This is a genomic window from Pseudomonas sp. DTU_2021_1001937_2_SI_NGA_ILE_001, assembly GCF_032463525.1.
Classification (GTDB): Bacteria; Pseudomonadota; Gammaproteobacteria; order Pseudomonadales; family Pseudomonadaceae; genus Aquipseudomonas.
The window spans coordinates 2,532,358-2,559,256 of the sequence record NZ_CP135971.1; the positions used below are offsets into that span (position 1 = coordinate 2,532,358).

The 26,899-nt window shown below is 64.1% G+C and carries 22 protein-coding genes; 13 read left to right on the forward strand and 9 right to left on the reverse strand.

Features of this window, described 5'->3' with window-relative positions; translation table 11 throughout:
• Positions 1 to 2: 2 nt before the first annotated feature.
• Positions 3 to 3,137, forward strand: coding sequence for an efflux RND transporter permease subunit (locus RRX38_RS10795; protein WP_315962492.1), 3,135 nt, complete (start codon positions 3 to 5; stop codon positions 3,135 to 3,137).
• Positions 3,134 to 4,594 carry an AdeC/AdeK/OprM family multidrug efflux complex outer membrane factor gene (locus RRX38_RS10800; RefSeq protein WP_315962493.1) on the forward strand — a complete coding sequence of 487 codons (1,461 nt, stop codon included), beginning with the start codon at positions 3,134 to 3,136 and terminating at the stop codon, positions 4,592 to 4,594. Before RRX38_RS10795 ends, RRX38_RS10800 begins: the two co-directional genes overlap by 4 nt.
• A gap of 83 nt (positions 4,595 to 4,677) precedes the next feature.
• Here RRX38_RS10800 and RRX38_RS10805 read toward each other — a convergent pair whose 3' ends face one another.
• The 5 genes from RRX38_RS10805 to pcaR all read right to left on the reverse strand — a co-directional run bounded on the left by RRX38_RS10805 (position 4,678) and on the right by pcaR (position 10,049).
• A complete protein-coding gene (locus tag RRX38_RS10805; RefSeq protein ID WP_295473893.1) occupies positions 4,678 to 5,970 on the reverse strand; it encodes an MFS family transporter in 1,293 nt (430 codons plus the stop codon).
• Positions 5,971 to 6,201: 231 nt separating this feature from the next.
• Complete coding sequence (gene pcaF / locus RRX38_RS10810; protein ID WP_315962661.1) at positions 6,202 to 7,404, reverse strand: 3-oxoadipyl-CoA thiolase; 1,203 nt, start codon at positions 7,402 to 7,404, stop codon at positions 6,202 to 6,204.
• Positions 7,401 to 8,183 carry a CoA-transferase subunit beta gene (locus RRX38_RS10815; protein WP_295474309.1) on the reverse strand — a complete coding sequence of 261 codons (783 nt, stop codon included), beginning with the start codon at positions 8,181 to 8,183 and terminating at the stop codon, positions 7,401 to 7,403. Before RRX38_RS10815 ends, pcaF begins: the two co-directional genes overlap by 4 nt.
• A complete protein-coding gene (locus tag RRX38_RS10820) occupies positions 8,180 to 9,037 on the reverse strand; it encodes a CoA transferase subunit A (RefSeq protein ID WP_315962494.1) in 858 nt (285 codons plus the stop codon). The genes RRX38_RS10815 and RRX38_RS10820 overlap by 4 nt, the downstream gene beginning before the upstream one ends.
• A gap of 169 nt (positions 9,038 to 9,206) precedes the next feature.
• A complete protein-coding gene (gene pcaR / locus RRX38_RS10825; protein ID WP_295473899.1) occupies positions 9,207 to 10,049 on the reverse strand; it encodes a pca regulon transcriptional regulator PcaR in 843 nt (280 codons plus the stop codon).
• A gap of 770 nt (positions 10,050 to 10,819) precedes the next feature.
• Between pcaR and RRX38_RS10830 the strand changes: the two genes are divergently transcribed.
• Together RRX38_RS10830 and RRX38_RS10835 are read left to right on the forward strand one after the other, a co-directional pair.
• Positions 10,820 to 11,050, forward strand: coding sequence for a hypothetical protein (locus tag RRX38_RS10830; RefSeq protein ID WP_295473901.1), 231 nt, complete (start codon positions 10,820 to 10,822; stop codon positions 11,048 to 11,050).
• 140 nt (positions 11,051 to 11,190) lie between these two features.
• Positions 11,191 to 12,663 carry an inorganic phosphate transporter gene (locus RRX38_RS10835; RefSeq protein ID WP_295473903.1) on the forward strand — a complete coding sequence of 491 codons (1,473 nt, stop codon included), beginning with the start codon at positions 11,191 to 11,193 and terminating at the stop codon, positions 12,661 to 12,663.
• A 40-nt stretch (positions 12,664 to 12,703) separates the two neighbouring features.
• Here RRX38_RS10835 and RRX38_RS10840 read toward each other — a convergent pair whose 3' ends face one another.
• Positions 12,704 to 14,191 (reverse strand): helicase HerA-like domain-containing protein, encoded by a 1,488-nt coding sequence (locus RRX38_RS10840; protein ID WP_315962495.1) that lies wholly within the window; start codon positions 14,189 to 14,191, stop codon positions 12,704 to 12,706.
• A 199-nt stretch (positions 14,192 to 14,390) separates the two neighbouring features.
• Between RRX38_RS10840 and RRX38_RS10845 the strand changes: the two genes are divergently transcribed.
• Positions 14,391 to 15,488: a glycosyltransferase family 1 protein gene (locus tag RRX38_RS10845; protein ID WP_315962662.1), complete on the forward strand. Its 1,098-nt coding sequence runs from the start codon at positions 14,391 to 14,393 to the stop codon at positions 15,486 to 15,488.
• Entirely contained in the window at positions 15,481 to 16,287 is an 807-nt protein-coding gene (locus tag RRX38_RS10850) for a polysaccharide deacetylase family protein (protein ID WP_315962496.1), read from the forward strand. Before RRX38_RS10845 ends, RRX38_RS10850 begins: the two co-directional genes overlap by 8 nt.
• Here the strand turns inward: RRX38_RS10850 and RRX38_RS10855 are convergent.
• Both RRX38_RS10855 and purU read right to left on the reverse strand, forming a co-directional pair.
• Positions 16,233 to 16,421 (reverse strand): hypothetical protein, encoded by a 189-nt coding sequence (locus RRX38_RS10855; protein WP_315962497.1) that lies wholly within the window; start codon positions 16,419 to 16,421, stop codon positions 16,233 to 16,235. The two genes, RRX38_RS10850 and RRX38_RS10855, sit on opposite strands and share 55 nt — an antisense overlap.
• A 64-nt stretch (positions 16,422 to 16,485) precedes the next feature.
• Complete coding sequence (purU, locus tag RRX38_RS10860; RefSeq protein WP_295473914.1) at positions 16,486 to 17,337, reverse strand: formyltetrahydrofolate deformylase; 852 nt, start codon at positions 17,335 to 17,337, stop codon at positions 16,486 to 16,488.
• Between the two features lie 518 nt (positions 17,338 to 17,855).
• Here purU and mvaT point away from each other — a divergent pair.
• The gene (gene mvaT, locus RRX38_RS10865) at positions 17,856 to 18,236 is read left to right on the forward strand and encodes a histone-like nucleoid-structuring protein MvaT (protein ID WP_295473916.1); all 381 of its coding nucleotides are present in this window, start codon (positions 17,856 to 17,858) and stop codon (positions 18,234 to 18,236) included.
• A 169-nt stretch (positions 18,237 to 18,405) separates the two neighbouring features.
• Here mvaT and sbcB read toward each other — a convergent pair whose 3' ends face one another.
• Positions 18,406 to 19,836, reverse strand: coding sequence for an exodeoxyribonuclease I (sbcB, locus tag RRX38_RS10870; protein WP_315962498.1), 1,431 nt, complete (start codon positions 19,834 to 19,836; stop codon positions 18,406 to 18,408).
• Between the two features lie 280 nt (positions 19,837 to 20,116).
• Here sbcB and RRX38_RS10875 point away from each other — a divergent pair, with 280 nt between their 5' ends.
• Genes RRX38_RS10875 through RRX38_RS10900 form a run of 6 tightly spaced genes read left to right on the forward strand, consistent with a single transcriptional unit; the run spans position 20,117 to position 26,887 of the window.
• Positions 20,117 to 20,830 carry an RDD family protein gene (locus RRX38_RS10875; RefSeq protein ID WP_315962499.1) on the forward strand — a complete coding sequence of 238 codons (714 nt, stop codon included), beginning with the start codon at positions 20,117 to 20,119 and terminating at the stop codon, positions 20,828 to 20,830.
• Entirely contained in the window at positions 20,827 to 21,807 is a 981-nt protein-coding gene (locus RRX38_RS10880; RefSeq protein WP_315962500.1) for a stage II sporulation protein M, read from the forward strand. The genes RRX38_RS10875 and RRX38_RS10880 overlap by 4 nt, the downstream gene beginning before the upstream one ends.
• Positions 21,794 to 23,317, forward strand: coding sequence for a DUF4129 domain-containing protein (locus tag RRX38_RS10885; RefSeq protein WP_315962501.1), 1,524 nt, complete (start codon positions 21,794 to 21,796; stop codon positions 23,315 to 23,317). The genes RRX38_RS10880 and RRX38_RS10885 overlap by 14 nt, the downstream gene beginning before the upstream one ends.
• Positions 23,314 to 24,513, forward strand: coding sequence for a DUF4350 domain-containing protein (locus tag RRX38_RS10890; protein ID WP_315962502.1), 1,200 nt, complete (start codon positions 23,314 to 23,316; stop codon positions 24,511 to 24,513). The genes RRX38_RS10885 and RRX38_RS10890 overlap by 4 nt, the downstream gene beginning before the upstream one ends.
• Positions 24,510 to 25,547 carry a MoxR family ATPase gene (locus tag RRX38_RS10895; protein WP_315962503.1) on the forward strand — a complete coding sequence of 346 codons (1,038 nt, stop codon included), beginning with the start codon at positions 24,510 to 24,512 and terminating at the stop codon, positions 25,545 to 25,547. Before RRX38_RS10890 ends, RRX38_RS10895 begins: the two co-directional genes overlap by 4 nt.
• Before the next feature lie 8 nt (positions 25,548 to 25,555).
• Complete coding sequence (locus tag RRX38_RS10900; protein ID WP_315962663.1) at positions 25,556 to 26,887, forward strand: DUF58 domain-containing protein; 1,332 nt, start codon at positions 25,556 to 25,558, stop codon at positions 26,885 to 26,887.
• Positions 26,888 to 26,899 lie beyond the last annotated feature (12 nt).

Below are 26,899 nucleotides of genomic sequence, written 5' to 3' on the forward strand. Positions count from 1 at the left end.
CGATGTCGAAATTCTTTATCGAGCGCCCCATCTTCGCCTGGGTGATCGCCCTGGTGATCATGCTGGTGGGCGGCTTGTCGATTCTCAAGCTGCCGATCAACCAGTACCCGAGCATCGCCCCGCCGGCCATTGCCATTCAGGTCTCCTACCCGGGTGCTTCGGCACAGACCGTGCAGGACACCGTGGTGCAGGTCATCGAGCAGCAGCTCAACGGTATCGACCGACTCCGTTATGTCAGTTCGGAGAGCAACTCCGACGGCAGCATGACCATCACCGTGACCTTCGAACAGGGCACCAACCCCGACACCGCGCAGGTTCAGGTCCAGAACAAGCTGAACCTGGCCACTCCGCTGCTTCCGCAAGAGGTCCAGCAGCAGGGTATCCGCGTCACCAAGGCGGTGAAGAACTTCCTGCTGGTGATCGGCCTGGTATCCGAAGACGGCAGCATGACCAAGGAAGACCTGGCCAACTACATTGTCTCCAACATCCAGGATCCGATCTCGCGGACTTCCGGCGTGGGTGACTTCCAGGTGTTCGGCGCCCAGTACGCCATGCGTATCTGGCTGGATCCGGCCAAGCTCAATCAGTACCAGCTGACCCCGGGTGACGTGAAAACCGCAGTCAGTGCGCAGAACGTACAGGTCGCTTCCGGTCAGCTTGGCGGTCTGCCCGCCGTGGCCGGCCAGCAGCTCAACGCCACCATCATCGGCAAGACCCGTCTGCGCACCGCCGAGCAGTTCGAGAACATTCTGCTCAAGGTCAATGCCGATGGCTCCCAGGTCCGCGTGAAAGACGTCGCCAAAGTCGGCCTCGGCGCGCAGGACTACAGCATCGACTCGCAATTCAACGGCAAGCCGGCTTCGGGCATGGCGATCAAGCTGGCGCCCGGCGCCAACGCTCTGGACACCGCCAAGGCGATCCGCGCCACCATCGCCTCGCTGGAGCCCTTCTTCCCGCCTGGGATGAAAGCCGTGCTCCCGTATGACACCACACCAGTGGTCAGCGAATCGATTTCCGGGGTGGTGCATACCCTGGTCGAAGCGATCGTGCTGGTGTTCCTGGTGATGTACCTGTTCCTGCAGAACTTCCGTGCCACCGTGATCACCACCCTCACCGTACCGGTGGTGTTGCTCGGCACCTTCGGCATCCTCGCGGCGTTCGGTTTCACTATCAACACCCTGACCATGTTCGGCATGGTTCTCGCCATCGGCCTGCTGGTGGACGACGCCATCGTCGTGGTGGAGAACGTCGAGCGGGTAATGATCGAGGACAAGTTGTCGCCCAAAGAGGCCACGATCCGCTCCATGGGGCAGATCCAGGGCGCCCTGGTGGGCATTGCCCTCGTACTTTCCGCGGTACTGCTGCCCATGGCGTTCTTCGGCGGCTCCACCGGGGTGATCTACAAACAGTTCTCCATCACCATCGTTTCCGCCATGGCGCTGTCGGTGATCGTGGCGCTGATTTTCACCCCGGCGCTGTGCGCCACCATGCTCAAGCCCATCGACCACTCCCATGACCTCGAGAAGCGCGGCTTCTTCGGCTGGTTCAACCGCACCTTCGACCGTGGCGTACACGGCTACGAACGCGGCGTGGGCGGCATGCTCAAGCACAAGTGGCCGGCCTACCTGGCCTACGTGCTGATCTGCGCCGGCATGGTTTGGATGTTCAACCGCATCCCAGCAGCCTTCCTCCCCGAAGAAGACCAGGGCGTGATGTTCGTCCAGGTACAGACGCCGGCCGGCTCCACCGCCGAACGCACCCAGCAGGTGATGGACACCATGCGTGAGCACCTGCTCACCAAGGAAGCGGGCTCGGTACAGTCGGTGTTCACCGTCAACGGCTTCAACTTCGCCGGTCGCGGGCAGAACTCCGGTATCGCCTTCGTGCTGCTCAAGCCGTGGGATGAACGCCCTGGCGCAGAGAACAGCGTGTTCCAGCTGGCCAAGCGCGCGCAGGGCTATTTCTTCACGCTGCGCGATGCAATGGTCTTCGCCGTGGTGCCGCCGTCGGTACTGGAATTGGGTAACGCCACCGGTTTCGACGTCTACCTGCAGGACCAGGGCGGGGTCGGCCACGAGAAGCTGATGCAGGCGCGCAATCAGTTGCTGGGGGCGGCCTCGCAGAGCAAGATCCTCGCTGGCGTTCGTCCCAACGGCCTGAACGATGAGCCGCAATACCAAGTGACCATCGATGACGAGCGGGCCAGCGCCCTGGGCATCACCCTGTCGGACATCAACAGCACCTTGTCGATTGCCTTCGGCAGTAACTACGTCAACGACTTCATCGATCGTGGTCGGGTCAAGAAGGTCTATCTGCAAGGTACGGCCAATTCACGCATGACCCCTGAAGACCTGAACAAGTGGTACGTGCGCAATAGCAGCGGGCAGATGGTGCCGTTCTCGGCCTTCAGCAGCGGCGAGTGGGTGTTCGGCTCGCCGAAACTGTCGCGCTACAACGGCGTACCGGCCGAAGAAGTGCTGGGGACTCCGGCACCGGGCTACAGTACCGGCCAGGCCATGGCGGAGATCGAGCGTCTGGCCAAGGACCTGCCGCCGGGCATCGGTATCTCCTGGACCGGCCTGTCGTACGAAGAGCGGCTGTCCGGCTCCCAGGCCCCTGCCCTCTATGCCCTGTCGCTGCTGGTGGTGTTCCTCTGCCTGGCGGCCCTGTATGAAAGCTGGTCGATCCCGATCGCGGTCATGCTGGTCGTGCCACTGGGGGTCATCGGTGCCTTGATGGCGACCAGCCTGCGCGGTCTGTCCAACGACGTGTTCTTCCAGGTCGGCCTGTTGGTGACAGTGGGCCTGGCGGCGAAGAACGCCATCCTCATCGTCGAGTTCGCCAAGGAGCTGCACGAACAGGGCAAGGGGCTGGTGGAAGCCACCATCGAGGCCTGCCGCATGCGTCTGCGCCCGATCATCATGACCTCCATGGCCTTCATCCTCGGCGTGGTGCCGCTGGTGATCGCCTCGGGTGCCGGTTCGGGCAGCCAGCATTCCATCGGTACCGGCGTGATCGGCGGTATGATTACCGCGGTCGTCCTGGCGATCTTCTGGGTGCCACTGTTCTTCGTCTCGGTGTCGACACTGTTCAAGAGCAAACCGAAAAACATCAAACAGCAAGAGGCTGGCCAATGAGCAAGTCCCTGATTTCCCTGGCGGTTACTGCTTTCATCCTCGGCGGCTGCTCGCTGATTCCCGACTATCAGCGCCCCGCCGCCCCGGTGGCGGAGCAGTACCCGCAGGGGCCGGCCTACGAGCCGGCCCAGGCGGCCAACGTCGCCGCCGCCGAACAGGGCTGGCGGCAGTTCTTCCGTGATCCGGCGCTGCAGCAACTGATCCAGACCGCGCTGGAGAACAACCGTGACTTGCGCGTCGCGGCGCTGAACATCGACGCCTACCGTGCGCAGTACCGCATCCAGCGCGCCGACCTGTTCCCGGCGGTGGCCGCCGAGGGCAGCGGCAGCCGCCAGCGCACACCGGCCAACATGTCCACCACCGGCCGTTCGAGCATCGCCAGCAGCTACTCGGCGACCCTGGGCGTCAGTGCCTACGAGCTGGACCTGTTCGGCCGCGTGCGCAGCCTCAGCGAACAGGCATTGCAAACCTACTTCGCCAGCGAAGAAGCGCGGCGCAGCACACAGATCAGCCTGGTAGCCAGCGTGGCCAACGCCTACCTGACCTGGCAGGCCGACAAGGAACTGCTCAAGCTGACCCAGGAAACCCTCGGCACCTACGAGGAAAGCCTGCGCCTGACCAGCCGCAGCAACGAGGTCGGCGTGGCCTCGGCCCTCGACCTGAGCCAGGCCCGCACCTCTGTGGAAAGCGCCAAGGCGCGCCTGGCGCAGTATCAGCGCCTGGTAGCGCAGGACCAGAACAGCCTGGTGCTGCTGCTCGGCACTGGCCTGCCGGCCAACCTGCCGGCGGCACAGCCGCTGGATGCCGACCTGCTGAGCAAGATGCCAGCCGGCATGCCGTCGGACCTGCTGCAGCGCCGCCCGGACATTCTCCAGGCCGAGCACAACCTGATGGCCGCCAACGCCAATATCGGTGCCGCACGGGCCGCGTTCTTCCCGAGCATCAGCCTGACCGCCAGTGCCGGCACCATGAGCCCGGACCTGTCGGGGCTGTTCGACGGCGGCTCGGGCACCTGGTTGTTCAAGCCGACCATCAACCTGCCGATCTTCAACGCCGGCAGCCTGCGCGCCAGCCTGGACTACGCGAAGATCCAGAAAGAGATCAACGTCGCCAACTACGAGAAGGCGATCCAGACCGCGTTCCAGGAAGTCGCCGATGGCCTGGCTGCACGCAAGACCTACCAGGAACAGTTGCAGGCGCAGCGTGACTTCGTCACCGCCAGCCAGGACTACTACCGTCTGGCCGAGCGTCGCTACCGGATCGGTATCGACAGCAACCTGACCTTCCTGGATTCGCAGCGCTCGCTGTTCAGTGCCCAGCAGACGCTGATCACCGACCGCCTGGCGCAGCTGACCAGCGAGGTCAACCTGTACAAGGCCCTGGGTGGCGGCTGGTACGAAAACACCGGCGACAACCAGCCGATCGCCAAGGAAAAGCCTTCCGTGCAGTTGTTCTGATCGCTTTGCCTGAAATGAAAAGACCCGCCTCCGTGGCGGGTCTTTTTTTGCTCCATCGACAGGCTACACCCTGTAGGCGGTGATCAATGATCGTGATGCAGGTAAGCCGGCTGCTTCGGCAGACGCAGGCTGAACAGGAAGGCAATCACCATCATCACCGTGACGTACCAGTAGAAGTTGCTCTCCGCGCCCATGCTCTTGAAGTTCAGCGCCACGTATTCGGCCGAACCGCCGAACAGTGCGTTGGCGATGGCGTACGACAGGCCCACACCCAGTGCACGCACCTGCGGCGGAAACATCTCGGCTTTCACCAGGCCACTGATCGAGGTGTAGAAACTCACGATCGCCAGTGCCAGGGTAATCAGCGCGAACGCCATGAACGGGCTCTGCACGCTTTTCAGTGCGGTGAGGATCGGCAAGGTGCACAGCGCCCCAAGAGCCCCGAACAGCAGCATCGAGCTGCGCCGGCCGATACGGTCGGCGAGCATGCCGAACAGCGGCTGCATGCACATGTACACGAACAACGCTCCGGTCATGATGTAGCTGGCGGTCTTCGGCTCCATGCCGCCGGTGTTGACCAGGTACTTCTGCATGTAGGTGGTGAAGGTATAGAAGATCAGCGAGCCGCCGGCGGTGTAGCCCAGCACGGTGATGAACGCGGCCTTGTGATGCTTGAACAGGGCACTGACGCTGCCGGCGTCCTTGTCCTTGCGGGTTTCGGCAGTGGTGGTCTCGTTCAGGCTGCGGCGCAGCAACAGGGCGATGACCGCTGCCAGGGCGCCGATCACGAAGGGGATGCGCCAACCGTAGGCACGCAGTTCTTCGGTGCTGAGAAACTGCTGCAGGATGACCACGGTCAGCACCGCCAGCAGCTGGCCGCCGATCAGCGTCACATACTGGAACGAGGCGTAGAAGCCACGCTGGCCGCGCAACGCCACCTCGCTCATGTAGGTGGCGGTGGTGCCGTATTCACCACCGACCGACAGACCCTGCAGCAGGCGCGCCAGCAACAGCAGCGCCGGCGCCCAGGCACCAATGGCGGCATAGGTCGGCAGGCAGGCGATGACCAGCGAGCCGGCGCACATCATGGTCACCGAGATCAGCATCGAGTTCTTGCGCCCGTGCTTGTCAGCCACGCGGCCGAACAGCCAGCCGCCGATGGGGCGCATCAGAAAGCCTGCGGCGAATACCCCGGCAGTATTGAGCAACTGCACGGTGGGGTCATCGGAAGGAAAGAAGGCTGGGGCAAAGTAGATGGCGCAGAACGCGTAGATGTAGAAGTCGAACCATTCGACCAGGTTGCCGGACGAAGCGCCGACGATGGCGAAGATCCGCTTGCGACGTTCTTCACCTGAGTAGTGCATGGTGGTGGCCATTGTTGTTATACCCTCCGGATTGGTTGTGGCGTTTCATCCCTGCGAGGACAAGCGGCCCCAAGAAACAATTGGTCACATCCTAACGGCTATTGGTTCAGAATGGCCAACTGGTCTGGCCAAAAAAGCGCAGGCCTGGGCCTGCCAAGAGGAGGAATCGCTAGGGTCAACCCGCCAGCGACGTGTCCGGCCTGTTCGTGGAAGCCAGTCAGTCGCTGGAGGGTTGATGGGGGATCAGCGTTCGATAGCCAGGGCCAGGCCCTGGCCGACGCCGACGCACATGGTCGCCAGGCCTTTACGGCCACCGGTCTTTTCCAGCTGATGCAGCGCAGTAAGCACCAGGCGCGCACCGCTCATGCCCAGCGGGTGACCCAGGGCGATGGCACCGCCATTGGGGTTCACCTGCGGCGCATCGTCGGCCAGGCCCAGTTCGCGCAACACCGCCAGCCCCTGGCTGGCAAAGGCTTCGTTGAGTTCGATGACATCGAAATCGGTCACTGCCAGGCCCAGGCGCTCGACCAGCTTGCGTACCGCTGGCACCGGGCCGACGCCCATCACGCGGGGTTCGACGCCGGCACTGGCCATGCCCAGGATCCGCGCACGCGGGGTCAGGCCATGTTTCTTGACGGCATCGGCCGAAGCCAGGATCAACGCTGCTGCACCATCGTTGACCCCGGAGGCATTGCCCGCCGTCACGGTCTTGTCCGGACCGTTGACCGGCTTGAGCTTGGCCAGCGCTTCCAGTGTCGTTTCGGCGCGAGGGTGTTCGTCCTGGTCGACAATGGTCTCGCCCTTCTTGTGCGCGATGCGCACCGGCACGATTTCCTCGGCAAAAAAGCCCGCAGCCTGGGCAGCGGCGGTGCGCTGCTGGCTGCGCAGGGCGAAAGCGTCCTGATCGGCTCGAGAAACCTTGTAGTCATCCGCCACGTTGTCAGCGGTTTCCGGCATCGAATCGACGCCGTACTGGGCTTTCATCAGCGGGTTGATGAAGCGCCAGCCAATGGTGGTGTCTTCCAGCTTCATGCCACGGGAAAACGCCGCGTCGGCCTTGCCCATCACGAACGGCGCACGCGACATGGATTCCACGCCGCCGGCGATGGCCAATTCCATCTCGCCCGCAGCGATGGCGCGAAACGCCGTGCCGATGGCGTCCATGCCCGAGGCGCACAGGCGGTTCAGCGTCACGCCCGGAATGCTCGGCGGCAGGCCGGCCAGCAGCGCAGCCATGCGCGCCACGTTGCGGTTGTCTTCACCAGCCTGGTTGGCGCAACCGAAGAACACTTCGTCGACCTCTTGCCAGTTCACCGAAGGATTGCGCTCGATCAGCGCCTTGATCGGCACCGCAGCCAAGTCGTCGGCACGCACGCCGGACAGCCCGCCGCCGAAGCGGCCAATGGGCGTACGGATGGCATCGCAGATGAATACGTCACGCATCAGGCTTCTCCTGCCACTTGGCCATGGGCGGCGGCGGTGCGGGCTTCCAGGTCGCGCAGGGCGGTCAGCTCGGCCTCGCTCGGTTCGGCGGAAACCGCGACGTTCTCGGCAAAGCGCACCGGCCAGCCGGTGGCGGCCACCACCTGCTCACGGGTGACGCCGGGGTGCAGGGTGGTGACGATGAATTCGTTGCTGCCCTCCTCCGGCTCCATCACGCACAGGTCGGTGATGATGCCCACCGGCCCGGCCCCAGGCAGGCCCAGGCGCTTGCGCGAGTCGCCGCCTTCGCCGTGGCCCACCGAGGTGATGAAGTCCAGACGGTCGACGAACGAACGCGGCGACTGCTTGAGGATGATCAGCACCGACTTGGCGGAGCCGGCGATCTCCGGCGCACCACCGGCACCCGGCAGGCGCACCTTGGGCTTGTGGTAGTCACCTACCACGGTGGTGTTGATATTGCCAAAGCGGTCGACCTGTGCAGCCCCCAGGAAGCCCAGGTCGACCCGGCCGCCCTGCAGCCAGTAGCGGAAGATCTCGCTGGTCGACACCACGGTGTCGGCGGTCTCGGCCAGCTCGCCGTCGCCGATCGACAGCGGCAGGACGCTGGGCTTGGCACCGATGGGGCCGGACTCGTAGATCAGGACCACGTCCGGGCTGGAGGTCAGGCGCGCCAGGTTGGCGGCCTTGGACGGCAGGCCGATGCCCACGAAGCAGACGGTGCCGTTGTGCAGACGACGCGCAGCGGCGATGGTCATCATTTCACTGGTGGAATAGGTCATTATTTTGCCTCCGCAGCGCTGGCCAGCTTGTTGCGGAATTCATTGAAATCCGCGGTGCCATGGATGTACTCGTCGACCCAGGCCTTGAACGTTTCGCGATCACGGGCGATCGGGTCCCAGTCCTGGTAGAAGCGGTTGTCACGCTCGTAGTAACCGTGGGCGTAGGACGGATGGGCACCGCCGGGCACCACGCATACGGCACTCAGCGCCCAGGTCGGCAGCACGCAGGAGTTCATCGGCGCCTGCAGGTCGTCGACGATTTCTTCGACGGTCACGATGCAACGCTTGGCCGCCAGCGCCGCTTCCTTCTGCGAACCGAGAATGCCCCAGATCAGCACGTTGCCCTTGCGGTCGGCCTTCTGGGCATGGATCACGGTCACGTCGGGGCGTACCGAAGGCACGGCGGCCAACACTTCGCCGGTGAATGGACAGGTGACGGTCTTGATCAGCGGGTTGACCTTCGGCAGGTCGGAACCGGCGTAGGCGCGCAGCACCGCGAAGGGCAGCCCGGAAGCACCAGCCACGTAGGCGTTGGCCAGGTCGGCATGGCTGTGTTCTTCAAGCTCCAGGTCGCGCGGCCATTGTTTCTCCACCGCATCGCGCAGGCGGTGCAGCGAGCCGACACCGGGGTTGCCGCCCCAGGAGAAGACCAGGCGCTTGACGCAGCCGGCGCCGATCAACTGGTCATAGATCAGGTCTGGCGTCATGCGCACCAGGGTCAGGTCACGCTTGCCCTGGCGGATGATTTCGTGCCCAGCGGCAGAAGGAATCAGGTGAGTGAAACCTTCCAGTGCAACGGTGTCGCCATCGTTGACCAGTCGTTTCACCGCATCCTGTAAAGACATGATTTCAGCCATGAGGTGCTCCCGTACCCAAACATCACGTTCAATGATCGGCACGTCGAAGCGCGCCGCGATGAGCGTGAGGTTATGCGGGGGAACGCCTGGCAAACAATCCGATAATCGCTTATCCGTTCGGTAATCGAACGCAATCAGAAAGGCCCGCCAGAGAGCGGGCCTGGACGTTTCAGGTGAAGATCTGCGCGCTCAGTTCGCGACTGGCATCCAGCATGATCGGCAGGAAGCGCTGCTCCAGCTCGCTGCGCGCCACTCGAGCGGCACTGGTGCTGACGTTGAGCGCCGCAAGGACCTGGCCGGAAGCGTCGTAGACCGGCACGGCAATCGAGCGCAGGCCTTGCTCCAGCTCCTGGTCGACGATGCACCAGCCTTGCTGGCGCACCTGCTGCAGGCATTCGTAGAGCGCCTCGGTCGTGCGAATGGTACGGCTGGTCTTGGGTTGCAGGTCGACATGGTCGAGGTATTCGCGCAGCGAGACGTCGTCCAGTGCCGCCAGCAGAATGCGCCCCATCGACGTGCAATAGGCCGGCAGGCGGCCGCCTACCGACAGGTCGACGGAAATCAGCCGCTGAGTGGTGGCCGAACGGGCGATGTAGAGAATGTCGTCGCCTTCCAGGGTGGCCATGTTGCAGGCCTCGTGCAGTTGGTCGCTCATGCGGTCCAGGTAGGGCTGCGAAGAAACCGCGAGGGGGGTGGACGACAGGTAGGCATGCCCCAGGGTCAAGACCTTGGGCAGCAGCGAATAGGTACGACCGTCCGTCGTCGCGTAGCCGAGCTTGATGAGGGTGTGCAGGCAACGACGCACCGCTGCGCGAGGAATCTCGGTGCGGTGGCTGATCTGCGCGATGGTCAGATGCCGCTTGCGCTCCTGGAAGGCATGGATCACCGCCAGCCCGCGGGCCAGGGACGTCATGAAATCGGGATCACCCGTCAGGGCCTGGATGCGCTTGGCTGGCGAGGCGACGATGGGCGGCGCCAGGGAAACAAAAGAATTACGCAGTTCTTCATTCATGGCCACGATCTCGGCAACACCCTTCAGACCTTTCTAATCAACGGTTGCGCAGCTGCGCGGAATGATTCTCGACAGCCCGACCCGTGCGATTATCGAACAAGTGGCCGATAATCGCAATTGACCCCTGACAAATATGCTTATACCTTTATGCCTGCCATGAAGTGGCTTCTTGGAAATCCTGGTCAGGTACCCACTGAGAAGTCCAAGGCAACGGCCTTGTCCACGAAGCAAGGCCGTTTTTATTTCGGCCTCCTCTGACCGACTCGTTCAATGCTCACCTGGCGCATCTTCTTCATGGGCCTGCGCATGCCGATGAAACGCTGCAACTAACGACGCAGCACAAGTTCGATCATGCGGCGTACAGTACTAAGAGAAAACGCCACCTGCGAAGTGTTGACGATCCCAGGGTTCTTGGAGATAGTAGCTTTCACCCGGTTGGAAGTATTCCGTGTCGTGATGTGCCGTTCATGCCCTTACAGGTGCTGAGCGCCTGCTTCGACGAGCACCGCAACGCCCTGTTGCGTTGAACAGGACACGAGACCAGCCCGGCGCGTGCAGTTCATGCGCCTCTTTTTACTTGTCGCTACGACAGATGTTCGTTTCCGGTGCCCGTAGCCGCCAACCGCCTCGTGCGGCCCGCCGTTCGCAGTTCCCGGCCAGTCCCCAGGGTGCATTGTTTCCCTGTCATGGACAGCCGCATTCGCGAGCGCCCGCCCCCTGCGCAGCCTGGCGTCAACACCGGAGTTCATTCGACTTGATCAGGTAACACCGTGACTAAAGATGAACTGCGCGCCGAACTCGAGCGCCAGGAACAGCGCTTCAAGGAAGTGTACGGCGGCGAAATCACCACGTATGCCGCGCAGCCCGAACCGGAGCGCAAGCCCTGGCGCAAGCGGGCGACCGTTCAGGACCAGGCGTTCAAGCAAGAACTGCAACGCATGGAAAAAGAGCTGAAGGAAGAACACGACGACGTTGCCGGCCCCACGCCGAACGTATTCTGAACATTCCTGCCAGCTCGCGGCGTCGGGATTTACCCCTGTCCATGACGCAGATCTGATCGATACCGGCCAGCGGTCGGTACGTCGAAGTGTATTTTTTCTGTCATAATCGCGCCCCCTTCAGAACGGGCCAGAAAACTTACATGATCGATTTATTCAGCGGACTTGATGCCTGGGTATTGGTGAGCCTGCTACTCGCCCTCGCATTCGTCCTGTCGTTCGAGTTCATCAACGGCTTCCATGACACGGCCAACGCGGTGGCCACGGTGATCTACACCAAGGCCATGCCGCCGCACCTGGCGGTGTTCGCCTCTGGCATCTTCAACTTCCTGGGGGTACTGCTCGGCGGTGTAGGTGTGGCCTACGCGATCGTGCACCTGCTGCCGGTAGAACTGCTGATCAACGTCAACACCGGCCATGGCCTGGCCATGGTGTTCTCGCTGCTCACCGCCGCCATCGCCTGGAACCTGGGCACCTGGTACTTTGGTATTCCGGCTTCCAGCTCCCACACCCTGATCGGTTCGATCCTCGGGGTAGGCCTGGCCAACGCGTTGATCAATGGCATTCCGGTGGGCGAAGGCGTCAACTGGCAGAAAGCCATAGACATCGGCGCCTCGCTGGTGTTCTCGCCCCTGGCAGGTTTCATCGCGGCCGGTCTGCTGCTGGTCGCGCTGAAATGGTGGCGCCCGCAGTCGAAAATGCACAAGACCCCCGAACAGCGCCGCAAGGTGGACGACAAGAAGCACCCACCGTTCTGGAATCGTCTGGTCCTGGTGATCTCCGCCATGGCGGTAAGCTTCGTGCACGGCTCCAACGACGGCCAGAAAGGCATCGGCCTGATCATGCTGGTGCTGATCGGTATCGTGCCGGCGCAGTTCGTTCTCGACCTGAGCAGCACCACCTACCAGATCGAGCGTACCCGTGACGCCACCCTGCACCTGAGCCAGTTCTACCAGCGCAACCACGACACCCTGGGCGAGTTCCTGGCCCTGGGCAAGGCCGACAAGAGCGACCTGCCGTCTCATGCCGCCTGCGACCCGAAACAGACCGAGCCGACCATCGACGCACTGCTAGGCAAGCTGCAGGGCGTGACCGACTATCGCGCGCTCAGTTCTGAAGACCGTGTCGAAGTACGCCGCTACCTGCTGTGCCTGGACGACAGCGCACGCAAGGTCAGCAAACTGCCGGACCTCGCCGCCCGTGAAAAATCCGACCTGGCCAAGCTGCGCAAGGACCTGACCGCCACCACCGAATACGCACCTTTCTGGGTCATCATTGCAGTGGCCCTGGCGCTGGGCATCGGCACCATGGTTGGCTGGAAGCGCGTGGTACTGACCATCGGCGAGAAGATCGGCCGCCAGGGCATGACCTATGCCCAGGGCATGTCGGCACAGATCACCACCGCCACCGCCATCGGCCTGGCCAACGTGTTCAGCCTGCCGGTCTCGACCACCCATATCCTGTCGTCCGGCGTGGCCGGCACCATGGTCGCCAACCGCAGCGGCCTGCAGGCCGGGACCATCCGCACCATCCTGCTGGCCTGGGTGCTGACCCTGCCAGCCACTGTCGCGCTCTCCGCCTGCCTGTTCTGGCTGGCCTCCATGGCGCTGTCCTGATGCGATCGCCCCCAGGCGCAGGCCTGGGGGCATTGCCGCTTCAACGACGCTTCCTGCCGCCCAGCAACGACCCCATCAGTCCACGCACCAACTCCCTCCCCAATTGATTGGCGGCCTGCCGCATGGCGTTCCTCATCGCCTGCCCGGCCAGCCCGCCCAGCAGATCAGCGGCCTTGTCACTGAATCGCCCCTGCCGCTCAACCTTCTCGGCCGGCGCCCGTTCGACCTCGGGCGCAGCGACGGCACGCGCAACCAGGCGTTCATAGGCCGATTCACGGTCGATGGCCTGATCGTAACGCCCTGCCAAGGGTGAGCCGGCGATACACATTCGGCGCTCGGCGTCGCTCAACGGGCCGATGCGCGACTGCGGCGGTGCGATCATGACGCGCTGCACCTGCGCCGGCGTGCCCTTGTCCTGCAAGGTGCCCACCAGCGCTTCGCCAATGCCCAGCTCAGTCAACACCGCACGGGTATCGAACGCCGGGTTGGGCCGAAAGCCTTCGGCCACCGCACGCAAGGCCTTCTGTTCTCGCGCGGTGAAGGCCCGCAGGCCATGCTGGATACGCAGCCCCAGCTGGGCCAGCACCGCATCGGGAAGGTCGCCGGGCGACTGGGTCACGAAGTACACCCCTACCCCCTTGGAACGGATCAGCCGCACCACCTGCTCCAGGCGCTCCTGCAAGGCTTTCGGCGTGCCACTGAACAACAGGTGCGCCTCGTCGAAGAACAGCGCCAACAGCGGCTGCTCGGCATCGCCGCGCTCGGGCAACTGTTCGAACAGCTCGGCCAGCAACCAGAGCAGGAAGGTGGCATAGACCTTGGGGGCTTCATGCACCAGGCGCCGCGCATCGAGCAAATGAATGCGCCCGCGGCCGTCCGCGTCGGCTTGCAACAGGTCCTGCAATTGCAGCGCGGGCTCACCGAACAGGGCTTCGGCGCCTTGTTGCTCAAGACCGGCAAGGCGCCGTAACAGGGCCTGTACGGAAGCGGCGGTCATCAACGCCGCATCCTCTGCGAGCAGCTCCGGATGCTCGCGCAGGTGGCCGAGCAAAGCCTTGAGATCCTTCAGGTCCAGCAACAACAGCCCTTCACGATCAGCCACCTTGAAGGCGGCATACAACGTTGACTGCTGGCTGTCGCTCAGTTCCAGCAGGTTGCCCAGCAGCAGCGGCCCCACTTCGCTCAGGGTGGTGCGCAGCGGATGACCGGTGCGTGCGTCGATGTCCCAGAGCAGCACCGGATAGGCCTGTGGTCGATGGCCCAGCCACGGCATGCTGGCAATGCGCTCAGCGACCTTGCCCTGTGGCTGGCCGGCCGCGCCCAGGCCGCATAGGTCGCCCTTTATGTCGGCAGCGAAGACCGCGACGCCCGCGTCGCTGAAGGCCTCGGCCAGATGCTGCAGGGTGACGGTCTTGCCGGTCCCGGTGGCGCCGGCGATGAGGCCATGGCGGTTGGCCAGTCCAATGGCCTGGCCGACCGGCTGGCCGCCCGGGTCCGCGCCCAGGATGATCTGATTGACATGCTGCATGCGTTCAACCTCCCATACCCCACGGGGAATATCGGTAGCCGTTAAGCGGCGCATCACGATGGCAATGCCCTTAAGCATAGTGGGCAGGGCGGCGGGCACCACCCGACGGGCCGTCAGCAGACGGCAAGAACAACTATTCTTGTCGAAGGTCAGCAAGAGAGGCCCACCCTCAGGAGCGCCGATTGTGCATATCGCCGACATGACCATGTTCTACGCCCCGGCCAGTGGCGGCGTGCGTACCTACCTGGATGCCAAGCATCGGCGTCTGCAGGGTCACCCCGGCGTGCGGCACAGCCTGCTGATTCCCGGCCCGCGCTCCAGCCACAACGATGGCGTGCATGAGGTACCGGCACCGCCCCTGCCGTTCGGTAACGGCTATCGCTTTCCGCTGCGCGTCAGCCCCTGGCGCGAAACGCTCAAGCGCCTTGGCCCCGACCTCATCGAAGTCGGCGACCCTTACCTCACCGCCTGGGCAGCCCTGGATGCGCGCCGGCAACTTGATGTACCGGTGATCGGTTTCTATCACTCCGACCTGCCGCTGCTGATCGCCAACCGCATGGGGCAATGGATGGGGATCAGCGCGCAGGCCTACATAAGCCGCCTGTATGGCAACTTCGACCGCATCCTGGCGCCCAGCCAGGCGATGGCCGGCAAGCTGATCGCCATGGGTCTGGCGCAGGTCCACGTGCAACCCCTGGGGGTCGACCTGCAAGCCTTTCATCCAGGAAACCGCGACCCGTCGCTGCGACAACGCCTTGGCCTGGCGGCGGACTGCCATCTGCTGATATTTGCCGGGCGCGGCTCACGGGAGAAGAACCTGGGCACCCTGCTGCACTGCATGAAACGGCTGGGGCCGCGTTACCACCTGCTGCTGGTCGGCTCGCACATGCCCCTCCAGGTGCCGAACAACGTCACGGTGATCAACCGCTTCTGCGCCGCGAGCGAAGTCGCCGGGCTGTTGGCCAGTGCCGATGCTCTGGTACATGCCGGCGACCAGGAAACCTTCGGCCTGGTGGTCCTTGAAGCCATGGCCAGCGGTATTCCGGTGGTGGCGGTGAATGCCGGAGCCTTTGCCGAGATCGTCACCAGCGGTTGCGGCCTGCTGTGCGAACCCCGCCAGCCCAAGGCGATGGCCGCCGCCGTGCGTGAACTGTTCAGCCACGACGTGCAGGCCATAGGGCGCTACGCCCGACAACGGGTAGAGACCCACTACAACTGGGACCGCGTGGTCAGTGGCCTGCTCGAACACTACCGGGCGGTACTCGGCAGCCACCGACCGGTACGTGCCAATGGCTGAACGGCCACCGGCACGTCCACCGGCAGTTTTGCTGGTGCTGCATGACGTCGCGCCCTGTAGCTGGCAGGCCTACCTGCCGCTGCTGCAAGCGCTCGACGAGCGCGGCTCCATCCCGCTGACCTGGCTGGTGGTGCCGAATTTTCACAGGCAGTGCCCGCTTGACAGCGATCCGGCCCTGCTGCGCCTGCTCGACCGGCGCCTCGCCTTGGGCGACGAGCTGGTGCTGCATGGCCGGTACCATTGTGATGACGGCCCGGCACCGCGCACTCCGGTGGATTACCTGCGCCGGCGAATCTACACCCACGAAGGTGAATTCCAGCCCCTCAGCCAGGCGCAGGCCCTGACGCATCTGGACGCCGGTATCGAGCTGTTCCGCCAGCACGCCTGGCCCTTGTACGGTTTCGTGGCACCCGGCTGGCTGATGGGCGTCGGCACCCGGCAAGCCTTGCGGCAGCGGCCCTTGCAGTACACCAGTGACCGTCGGCACTTCTACCGCTTGCCGACGTTCACGCCCGAGCCGGCGCCAAGCCTGGTGTGGAGCGCTCGCAGCGCATGGCGGCGCGGTGCCTCGCGGGTATGGTGTGAGTGGCAGCAGCGGCAGTGGCGCCAGGCCCCGGTGATTCGCCTGGGCCTGCATCCGGTGGACATGCAGCATGCCTCGGCCAGGCAATACTGGCTGAAGGTGCTCGACCAATTGCTGGCCGAGGGGCGACAAGCGTTGACCAAGCGCGACTGGCTGTTCGCTCAGGCCGACTCGTCTAGCTCGGTGCTGTCTTCGCTGCCGCTAGCCTGCAACTGACGCCAGAGTTCGGCGGCACCGCTGAATTCGGTACCGTCCTGCGCCGACAGGGCCTCGGGATCGTAGCGACTCAGGCATCCCTCGCCGATCACCGGTGGAGGGCTGGCGGTGGCCTTGTCCAGTGGATCACTCATCATCTGCCCTGCCTTGGAGAAAGGGAGGCCGGCCTCGCATCACCGAACCGGCCTGGAACGGCGATCAGTCGAAGATCACCGTCTTGTTGTCATGGACCATCACCCGGTCTTCCAGGTGGGCACGCAGGCCGCGGGCCAGGACCAGTTTTTCCACGTCACGACCCAGGCGCACCAGCGTCTCGATGTTTTCCCGGTGGCTGATGCGCACCACGTCCTGTTCGATGATAGGCCCTGCATCGAGTTCTTCGGTGACATAGTGACAGGTGGCGCCGATCAGCTTCACGCCGCGCATGGCCGCCTGGTGGTAAGGCTTGGCGCCCACGAACGACGGCAGGAAGCTGTGGTGAATGTTGATGACCTTGTTGGCGTACTCTTGGCACAACTGCGGCGGCAGGATCTGCATGTAGCGCGCCAGCACCACCACATCGGCCTGATGCTCACCGACCAGACGCGACACTTCGGCGAAGGCCGGCGCCTTGTCAGCCGGGTCGACCGGTACGTGGAAGTACGGAATGCCATGCCATTCGACCATGCTGCGCAGGTCCTGGTGGTTGGAAATCACACAGGCGATCTCGCAATCCAGCTCTTCACTGTGCCAGCGGTGCAGCAGGTCGGCCAGGCAGTGCGATTCCCGGCTGGCCATCAGCACGACCCGTTTCTTCTGGGCCGAGTCGGTGATATGCCAGTCCATGGAGAATTCTTCGGCAATCGGAGCGAAAGCCTCGCGCAAACCTTGAAGATCCAGCGGCAGGCTGTCAGCCCGAATCTCATGACGCATGAAGAACCAGCCACTGAGATTGTCGGAATGGTGGCTCGATTCTGTAATCCAGCCATTGTAGGACGCCAGAAAGTTACTGACCTTGGCGACGATGCCAACCCGGTCCGGGCAGGCACTCACCAGGCGAAAGGTGCGCATGAACGAAACTCCAGACTACAAAAAAGGCCGCCATTCTAGCGGCTGCGCGGCAAATCTGCATGTTCGCCGTGGCCTCGACCGATGACTCGAACGGGCAGACAAACGGCATGATCGATTTCATCTTGCCAGCACCCGACAGATGGCCGCTTATTTTTCATTAAAGGCGGACGTTTATTACGGACTTTTCATGCACTGAAAAGGGGACATTTCTACTACCTGAAACCGCATAAAAAAGGCTAGAAGCAAAAAACCACGCCCCCTTTTAAGACGCCCATTCCCAGTTGCACTGCGGCCTGCCGGGGTGCTGGCGCAGTGAAAACAGGTCAGCATTGCAACAACATCTTTAGCGACAGCCGCGCGCACGCTCTAGTTCCAGAACTGTGTAGGAAAGCTACATCTTTCCTGAACAACTCATACGCGATGCTTATTTAATGTTTACTTGCTCAATGGCTCTGACTATTATTGCCTCACTGTCCCCTGAACCCTTCCACAACTCTTTCACAACATAGGTACTGCCCATGTCTCTGATCAACGAATACCGCGCCACTGAAGAAGCCATCAAAGAGCTGCAGGCTCGTCTGAAGAACCTGTCCCAAGATGACAAACTGCAGGCCGAGCTGGAATTCGAAGGCAAGCTGCGGACGCTGATGGGTGAGTACCAGAAGTCCCTGCGCGACATCATTTCCCTGCTGGACCCAGACGCCAAAGTTAACAAGGCGCCACGCAGCGCCGCCGTTAAAACCACGGGCACCAAGCGCGCCCGCAAGGTCAAGCAATACAAGAACCCGCACAACGGCGAAGTCATCGAAACAAAAGGTGGCAACCACAAGACCCTGAAAGAGTGGAAAGCCAAGTGGGGCAGCGACGAAGTTGAAAGCTGGGCCACGCTGCTGGGCTGATAACCCGATTTGATGCATCAAACGCCAGCTGTTGCTGGCGTTTTTCATTTCCGCAGGGCAACGTCTGACCGGCCAAGCGGCAGCCGCGTACGTAATCGCACGTCTGCGCCCGCCCTGGCATGTTTACTCGTGCGCCACGCTTGCCGCCCCGGAACAACTCATCACGGGTCTAGATACCCAGTCGGGTGCGCAGTCCCTGCACATAATCTTGCCACTCGCTCAATATCTTCAATTGCTCGGTTTTCGAGTTCAGCGACAATTCGACCAGCGCCTGGGTAAAACTTTGCAACGTGTTCGGCGCCCCGTATTCCGCGCGGGTCAGGCGCAAGCGACAGAAATTCAGCCAGCGTTGTTGTTCTTCCCTGCTCAAGGTCTCGGAAAAGTTACGTGCGCGGTAGCGAAACAAGAGTTCCGGCAGCCGTGCGTCATCAAAAGGCCATATGGGTTGTGCCAGTTGCGAAGGCTCGGCGCCACGCACTTGTTCGCACAAACGTCGATCCCGCTCCCCGATAAAACCGTCGTACAACTGCTGCTCGGGGTCCTGCGACGCCTCGAAATCTTCTTGTTCATATAGCGCCTGCAAGCGCGCCTGCCAAAGTTCGGGATTTTGCGTCAGGGCAGCGGCACGCTCGCGCATTATCGACATGTCCAGTTGCAGACGTTCACGGTCCTCTTCACGCAGAACATTGAGCGGCGCAATGACCGGGCAACGATTTATATGCAGCAGTTTCAACGGCACCGGCGACTCGCCGTCGGCCAATTCTTCACGACGCTTGTAAAGCCGCTGGCGCAACGACTCTGCGTCGAGTTCCAGCAAGGGCGAATGATCCAGGTGCAGGTCGCAGACGATCAGCGCATTACGGTTGCGCGGATGCCAGGCCAGCGGCAGGACCACCCCCAGATAATGCCGGGCGGCAGAGAAGCGCCCGGAGATATGCACCAGCGGCTGCAAGAGGCGGATCTGCTCCTGAACCTTCTGCTTGCTGCGCAGGGCGAACAGATAATCGTAGAGTTTCGGTTGCCGTTCGCGGATCAGTTTCGCCAGGGCGATGGTGGCGCGTACGTCGGACAGCGCATCGTGAGCCTGCCCGTGCTCGATGCCATTGGCCTGGGTCAGGCGTTCGAGCTTGAGGGTGACTCGCCCGTCCTCCTCCGGCCAGACGACCCCTTCGGGGCGCAAGGCATAGGCGGCACGCACCACGTCGATGAGATCCCAGCGGCTGTTACCACCCTGCCACTCGCGGGCATAGGGGTCGAAGAAGTTGCGATACAGGCTGTAGCGGGTCATCTCGTCGTCGAACCGCAAGGTGTTGTAACCCGCACCGCAGGTACCTGGTGCGGCCAGCTCGGCATGCACGCGGGCCATGAAGTCGGCCTCGCACAGGCCCTTCTCGGCCAGGCGCTGAGGCGTGATGCCGGTCACCAGGCACGCCGCCGGATGCGGCAGGATGTCATCGGCAGGCTGACAGTACAGATTGACCGGTGCCGCGATTTCATTGAGGTCGCCGTCGGTACGGATGCCGGCCATCTGCAAGGGGCGATCACTGCGTGGATTGATGCCGGTGGTTTCGTAGTCGTACCAGAAGATGCTGGGCTTCACGAGGGGGATCCTGAACTGAATACCGACGCAGTTTAGAGCCAGCACCGCGCAAATGGCCAATCTGCACCCGTCCTGCTGGCCACAGCGACTTATCCTGCACGTACAGTCCAGGCGTCCGATTGTCCAAAGCAAAGGTTCGGGTTACCGTCGCCGCTCATGCCCGCCCGCAAACGCCTCCCCTGCCGGAACTGGCGTAGGCCTGGCGTTGTCAGGCAAGATGCCGCCATTGCGGTCGCGAACGACGGTCCTTCCCACCCACCGCCCCAGGCCCAAGACCCCAATGCTTCCAGCTTCGCCAAGGCAGGCACCACCACTGGACACCCGGCTCGGCATCGAGACCCCGGAAGGCATAGAGCTGCTCCTGCGCCCGGCGGGGCTGGTGCCGCGTGCACTGGCCTTCGCCATCGACCTGGGCCTGCGCGGGGTGCTGCTCGCGGCGGGCTACCTGCTGCTCAGCGGCCTCGGACACCTCGGCACGGGCCTGGCAGCCATCGGCTTCTTCCTGGTCAACTGGTGGTACGCCGTGCTGTTCGAGGTACTCAACCAGGGCCGCACGCCCGGCAAGCAACTGCTCGGCCTGCGCGTCGTACAGGACGACGGCACCCCGATCGGCTGGGCCGGCTCGCTGATCCGCAACCTGCTGCGCCTGGTCGACATGCTGCCGTTCGGCTACGCCGCCGGTGCCATCGCCTGCCTCAATCATCCGCAGTTCAAGCGCCTGGGCGACCTGGCGGCCGGCACCCTGGTGGTCTATCGCGAACAGCCCGCCCAGCGCCCCGAACTGCCGGCAGCAAACGCCGAGCCTGCACCGTTCGCGCTACACATGGCCGAACAGCTGGCCATCCTGGAACTGGCCGAGCGCCAGGCCGAACTCTCAGCACAACGCGCCCGGGAACTGGCTGCCCTGCTCGCCGAGCCCTTGCGTGTCGCCCCCGAACAGGCGCTGGCACGGGTCAATGGCATCGCTCACCATCTACGGGGCGACGCGCCATGAAACAGAACCTGTTCGAAGCCCGTCACCAGGCGCAATGGCAGGGTTTCGCCGAACATTTGCAAGCGCTGGAGAAAGGCACGCGCGACGCGGCTGCCAGTGAAGGCTTCGGCCACGAGTACCGGCGTATCTGCCAGCACCTGGCGTTGGCGCGGGAACGCGGCTACAGCCGGCATCTGGTGGAATCGCTCCAGCAACTGGCCATGCGTGGCCACCAGCAGTTCTATCGACACCACAACCAGTCGGCGAGCGGGCTGCTGGGCTTCGTGGTGGCCGGTTTTCCACGCCGGGTAAGGACCGAATGGCGGTTCGTGGCACTGGCCGGGCTGCTGTTCATCGCTGGCCTGCTGGGCATGGGCCTGTTGGTGTACTGCGTTCCCGAGCTGGTCTACAGCGTCATGAGCGTCGAGCAGGTGACCGACATGCAGGCCATGTACAAGCCCGACGTCAGCCGCCTCGGGCGGTTGGCCGAGCGGGCGTCCAGCGAAGACTGGATGATGTTCGGCTACTACATCATGAACAACATCGGCATCGCCTTCCAGACCTTCGCCAGCGGCCTGTTGCTGGGCCTGGGCAGCCTGTTCTTCCTGCTATACAACGGCCTGTTGATCGGCGCCGTCGCCGCCCACCTGACCGACATCGGCTCGGGCCAGACCTTCTGGCCCTTCGTCATCGGCCATGGTGCCTTCGAGCTGACCGCCATCGTCCTGGCCGGGGCTGCCGGGCTGAAACTGGGCTGGGCACTGCTGTCGCCCGGCCGCCTGTCACGCGGCGCGGCATTGCGTGTGGCCGCCGGGCACAGCGTGCAACTGATGGGCGGTGTCATTCTCATGTTGCTGGTCGCGGCCTTCATCGAGGCCTACTGGTCTTCGATGACCTGGCCGGCACCGTGGATCAAATACCTGGCCGGTGGCCTGTCCTGGACCCTGGTAGCCGCCTGGCTGCTGCTCTCTGGCAGAGACCGTCATGCAACTCAATGACGCCGGTATCGAGATCCGCCCGCGCCCGGCCTGGGAAGCCCTCGACCTCGGCGTACTGCTGGCGCGCGAACACCGCCGCCTGCTGATGCTCTCCTGGGCTCTTGTTACCCTGCCGCTGCTGGCCCTGATGACCGCATTGCTATGGGATTACCCCGGTGCGGTGATGCTGCTGTTCTGGTGGCTGAAACCGCTGTACGAGCGCCTGCCGCTGCTGATCCTGTCACGCGCCCTGTTCGGTGCCACCCCGACGCTGAAGCAGGCCCTGCGCGCCTGGCCCGGAACGCTCAGGCAGCAATGGCTACCCAGCCTGTTCTGGCGTCGCCTGAGCCTGATACGCAGCTTCACCTTGCCGGTGCAGCAGCTCGAAGGTCTGGCTGGCGAGGCCCGGGCCCGGCGCCTGAGCGTTTTGTGCCAGGCCGACCTGAACGCCGCACGCTGCCTGACGCTGGTCGGCGCGCACCTGGAAACGGTCCTGTACACCGGGGCGCTCCTGCTGGTCTGGTCCTTCATTCCAAGGCAACTGGACCTGGACTGGAAATGGCTACTGTGGATGGGTAGCGACGAGCAATGGCTGTGGGCCGATCATCTGATGAACCTGCTCTACGCCCTGGTACTGATCGTCTGGGAGCCCATCTACGTTGCCTGCGGCTTCACGCTGTACCTCAACCGCCGTACGCGCCTCGAAGCCTGGGACATCGAACTGGTGTTCCGCCGCCTGCGCCAGCGGCTGGCCAGTACCGCCAGCCTTCTGCTGCTCGGCGGCGCACTGCTGCTGGCGCAGTGGCCGAGCAATGCCTGGGCCACCACCGAACTGCCCGTACAAAGCCCGCGCCTGACTCATCAACCGCTGAACAGCGAACAGTCACGCCAGGCCATCGGCGAATTGCTGGACAAACCACCGTTCAAGAACCCGGAAACCATCACTGGCTGGCGCTTTCCGGAAACCGGGCAGCCCCCGCCCAGCGAGCCATCCGCTCGATCATTCGGCTGGTGGCGACAGCTGGCGGAGGCCGCCGGCCTCTTCGCCCGTCTGCTGGAAATCCTGCTGTGGGCGCTGGCCATTGGCCTGATGGTGCTCCTGGCCTGGCGCTACCGGCACTGGCTGCGCCTGTTCGCTCGCCCTGTCGAACGACAAGCCCCCGCAGCGACAGCGCCACCCCAACAGCTGCTCGGCCTGCAGATCGGTGCCGCCAGTCTGCCGGCGGATATCCTCGGCAGCGTCCAGACGCTGTGGCCCCATGCCCCCCGCGAAGCCCTGAGCCTGCTCTACCGGGCCATGCTCAGCCGCTTGATCAGCGACTATCGCCTGCCGCTGCGCGAAGCCGACACCGAAGGCCTGGTGCTCGAACGCATCGCCGCGCACAACGATCCCGCACTCGATGAATTCAGCCGCGACCTCACCCGGCACTGGCAGAACCTCGCCTACGGCCATCGCCTGCCCAGCGACGAAACGCTGCAGCACCTGTGCGCAGGCTGGCGCCGTCTGTTCGAATCCGGAGCGCCGGCATGAACGCGCGCCGGGGCCTGGCGGTGCTGCTGGTCGCGCTGGTGCTGCTGGGCACGGCGCTGCTCGCCTGGCAGCTGGAGCCCTACGAAGAAACCGTCGACCGAGGTCCCTCGCCTGAAGCCCGCGCCAACCCCTACCTGGCGGCGCAACGCTTCCTTGAACAGCGGCACATCAACGTGCGCGCGGCAGACACCTGGACCGAGCTGCCCGTAGCGGCCGATACGCGCCAGACCCTGCTGCTGTTCGACGAGCGCTCAGCCATGACACCTCAGCAGGCCGATGCCTTGCTGGCCTGGGCCGAGCACGGTGGCCACCTGGTGTTCGTCGCCGAGCAACTGTGGAACGAACACCTGGGGCGCAGCGGCGACCTGCTGCTGGATCGCCTGCACATTCACCAGTACCGCACGGCCGACCTGCCGCCGGCGAACACCCAAGCGCCGAACAGCCCGTTGCCAGTGCCGATGGCCAGGCCGAGCCCGAAGCGCGAGCGTGGCCCACAGCTGACGCGCTTGTACCTGGAGAACGAAGACTCGCCGGCCTACATGAGCTTCGATCCGGCCTACCACCTCGAAGACCCCGAGGATCACGCCCAGTACTGGGCCAACAGCGCCAACGCCACGCACATGCTGCAACTGCAGCACGGCCAGGGCCTGGTCACCATCGTCACCGACGCCGAACTGTGGAAGAACAACGCCATCGACCGCTACGACAACGCCTGGCTGCTCTGGTATCTGACCCAGGACAGTACGGTGACCCTGGTCGCCCGCGCCCGCCACGACAACCTGCTGACCCTCCTGGTCAGGTACTTCCCGCTGGCTCTGACCACTCTGGCGGTGCTGCTGGTGCTGGCGCTATGGCGTGCAGCCATGCGTGAAGGCCCATTGCAGACACTGCCTGCAAGCGGGCGCCGGCAACTGACCGAGCATTTGCGCGCGGCCGCCGATTTCCTGCTGCGCCAGAATGGCCAGCAGGTGCTGCTCAGGCACTTGCAGCGCGACGTGCTGCGCAGAGCCCGCCAGCGCCACCCCGGTTTCGAGGCCCTGGGGGTCACCGAGCAGTGGCAGATCCTCGCCAGGCTGACCCGCCAGCCGACCCGCACCATCAGCCTGGCCTTGCGGCCACCTTCGCCCCAGCGCTTGTCCAAGGCCGAATTCACCCGTCAGGTGGCCCACCTGCAAACCATCAGGAATGCCCTATGAGCGAGCAAGACAGCGAACCGCTGAACCCCACAGGAGAACTTGAGCCAGCGCAGGCAGAGCCCGACCGTACTCAGCGTCAGCGCCAGCGGGCCAGTGCCCTCGCTCAGAGCCTGCGTCAGGAACTGCAAAAGGCTCTGATCGGCCAGAACGCCGTGATCGACGATGTGCTCACCGCGTTGCTGGCCGGCGGCCACGTGCTGATCGAAGGCGTTCCGGGTCTGGGCAAGACCCTGCTGGTACGCGCCCTGGCGCGCTGCTTCGGCGGCGACTTCGCGCGTATCCAGTTCACCCCCGACCTGATGCCCAGCGACGTGACCGGGCATGCCGTTTACGACCCGCAGAACGAACAGTTCAAGCTGCGCAAGGGGCCGATCTTCACCCACCTGCTGCTCGCCGACGAGATCAACCGGGCCCCGGCCAAGACCCAGGCGGCGCTGCTCGAAGCCATGCAGGAGCGCCAGGTGACCCTCGAGGGGCGGGCATTGCCCATCGCCCAGCCGTTCATGGTCTTGGCCACCCAGAACCCCATCGAGCAGGAAGGCACCTACCCCCTGCCGGAGGCCGAACTCGACCGCTTCATGCTCAACCTGCATATCGACTACCCGCAGCCCCAGGAAGAACTGGAGATGGTGCGCCAGGTCAGCCGCTCCACCCGCGCCGACATGCTCGACGTGCAGCCCCTGCGCGTGATCATGCAGCCCCGTGAGGTCCAGGCGCTGCAACGCATCGCCAGCGAACTGCCCATCGACGAGCAGGTGCTTGAATACGCCGTCAGGCTCGCCCGGGCGACGCGCAACTGGCCAGGACTGACCCTGGGCGCCGGGCCACGGGCCTCGATCGCGCTGGTGCGCGGCGGACGAGCCCGGGCCTTGCTGCGCGGTGGCGAATTCGTCCTGCCCGATGACATCCGCCACTGTGCCCTGGCCGTCCTGCGCCACCGCGTACGCCTGGCCCCGGAGCTGGACATGGAAGGTCTGTCGGTTGACCAGGTCCTGCGCCAGCTGTTCGACCAGGTTCCGGCACCGCGCCTATGAAACAGCACCTGCGCCCCTGCCGTGCATTGCTGCGCTGGATCGGCGCGCTGGCCGCCGTGGCCCTGGTGCCAGGCGTACTCGGCGCGCTCGGCCGGGGTGTGCCGCCAGAACTGACGCTCATCTACTGGTCGGCCCTGCTGGCGCTCATCGGCGTGGCACTGGTCGACGCCGCGTGGGTGATGCGCCTGCCGTCTCCACGGCTGCAGCGGCAACTGTCCGGCAGCCTGTCGCTGGGGCGCTGGAGCGACGTACACCTGACCCTGCAACACGACGCTGCGATCCCTCTGCAATTGCGGGTGTTCGATCACGCAACCGATGGCCTGGCCTTCGAGCACCTGCCGCAGCAGCTCAAGCTGGAGCCTGAGGAGCATGCGCAGCTGACCTGGCGCGTGCGCCCGCTACGCCGAGGTCGCTTCACCCTGGAGCGTTGCGAGGTGTGGATCCGCAGCCCGATGGGCCTGTGGGAAACCCGCCGTCTGCTGGCGCTGCCCGACGCCTTCAAGGTCTATCCGGACTTCGCCCGCCCCTACGACAACCCGCTGCAAGGCCTCGACACCTGGCTGAGCCGGGCCGGCGTGCGACAGCAGCCGCGTCGCGGCCTGGGCATGGAATTTCATCAATTGCGCGAATTTCGCGAGGGCGACAGCCTGCGTCAGATCGACTGGAAGGCCACGGCGCGTCATCGCACGCCCATTGCCCGGGAATACCAGGACGAACGCGACCAGCAGATCCTGTTCATGCTCGATTGCGGACGGCGCATGCGCAGTCAGGATGGCGAACGCTCGCATTTCGACCACGCCCTCAATGCCTGCCTGCTGCTCAGCCATGTCGCCCTGCGCCAGGGCGATGCGGTCGGCCTGTCGAGCTTCGCCGGCGACGCCGACCGGCATCTGGCTCCCGCCAAGGGGACCCAGCACATGAACCTGCTGCTCGATGCCGTCTGCGAACTGGACAGCACCCGGCGTCCGTCCGACTACAGCACGGCGGTAAAGGCACTGCTGACCAGGCAGAAACGCCGGGCACTGGTGATCATGGTCACCAACCTGCGAGATGAAGATGACGAGGACCTGCTGGCGGCGCTCAGGCAGCTGGGCCAGCGCCACCGTGTGCTGGTGGCGAGCCTGCGCGAGGATGTGCTGGATCGGCTGCGCGGTGAACGGGTCGAACGCTACGAGCAGGCATTGACCTATTGCGCGACGGTGGATTTTCTCAATCAGCGTGGCAGCCTGCACGAGCGCCTCGAAGCGCTCGGCGTGCCGGTGATCGATGCACGCCCACAGGACCTGGGCGTGCGGATGGTCAACCTCTACCTGAGCTGGAAAAGCGCCGGCGCCCTGTAGGTCTAGCCGCGC

Coding starts and splice junctions, on each gene's coding strand:
- RRX38_RS10795 (WP_315962492.1), top strand. CDS start 3: ATGTCGAAATTCTTTATCGAGCGCCCCATCTTCGCCTGGGTGATCGCC.
- RRX38_RS10800 (WP_315962493.1), top strand. CDS start 3,134: ATGAGCAAGTCCCTGATTTCCCTGGCGGTTACTGCTTTCATCCTCGGC.
- RRX38_RS10805 (WP_295473893.1), bottom strand. CDS start 5,970: ATGGCCACCACCATGCACTACTCAGGTGAAGAACGTCGCAAGCGGATC.
- RRX38_RS10820 (WP_315962494.1), bottom strand. CDS start 9,037: ATGGCTGAAATCATGTCTTTACAGGATGCGGTGAAACGACTGGTCAAC.
- pcaR (WP_295473899.1), bottom strand. CDS start 10,049: ATGAATGAAGAACTGCGTAATTCTTTTGTTTCCCTGGCGCCGCCCATC.
- RRX38_RS10835 (WP_295473903.1), top strand. CDS start 11,191: ATGATCGATTTATTCAGCGGACTTGATGCCTGGGTATTGGTGAGCCTG.
- RRX38_RS10840 (WP_315962495.1), bottom strand. CDS start 14,191: ATGCAGCATGTCAATCAGATCATCCTGGGCGCGGACCCGGGCGGCCAG.
- RRX38_RS10845 (WP_315962662.1), top strand. CDS start 14,391: ATGACCATGTTCTACGCCCCGGCCAGTGGCGGCGTGCGTACCTACCTG.
- RRX38_RS10850 (WP_315962496.1), top strand. CDS start 15,481: ATGGCTGAACGGCCACCGGCACGTCCACCGGCAGTTTTGCTGGTGCTG.
- RRX38_RS10855 (WP_315962497.1), bottom strand. CDS start 16,421: ATGAGTGATCCACTGGACAAGGCCACCGCCAGCCCTCCACCGGTGATC.
- purU (WP_295473914.1), bottom strand. CDS start 17,337: ATGCGCACCTTTCGCCTGGTGAGTGCCTGCCCGGACCGGGTTGGCATC.
- mvaT (WP_295473916.1), top strand. CDS start 17,856: ATGTCTCTGATCAACGAATACCGCGCCACTGAAGAAGCCATCAAAGAG.
- RRX38_RS10875 (WP_315962499.1), top strand. CDS start 20,117: ATGCTTCCAGCTTCGCCAAGGCAGGCACCACCACTGGACACCCGGCTC.
- RRX38_RS10880 (WP_315962500.1), top strand. CDS start 20,827: ATGAAACAGAACCTGTTCGAAGCCCGTCACCAGGCGCAATGGCAGGGT.
- RRX38_RS10885 (WP_315962501.1), top strand. CDS start 21,794: ATGCAACTCAATGACGCCGGTATCGAGATCCGCCCGCGCCCGGCCTGG.
- RRX38_RS10890 (WP_315962502.1), top strand. CDS start 23,314: ATGAACGCGCGCCGGGGCCTGGCGGTGCTGCTGGTCGCGCTGGTGCTG.
- RRX38_RS10895 (WP_315962503.1), top strand. CDS start 24,510: ATGAGCGAGCAAGACAGCGAACCGCTGAACCCCACAGGAGAACTTGAG.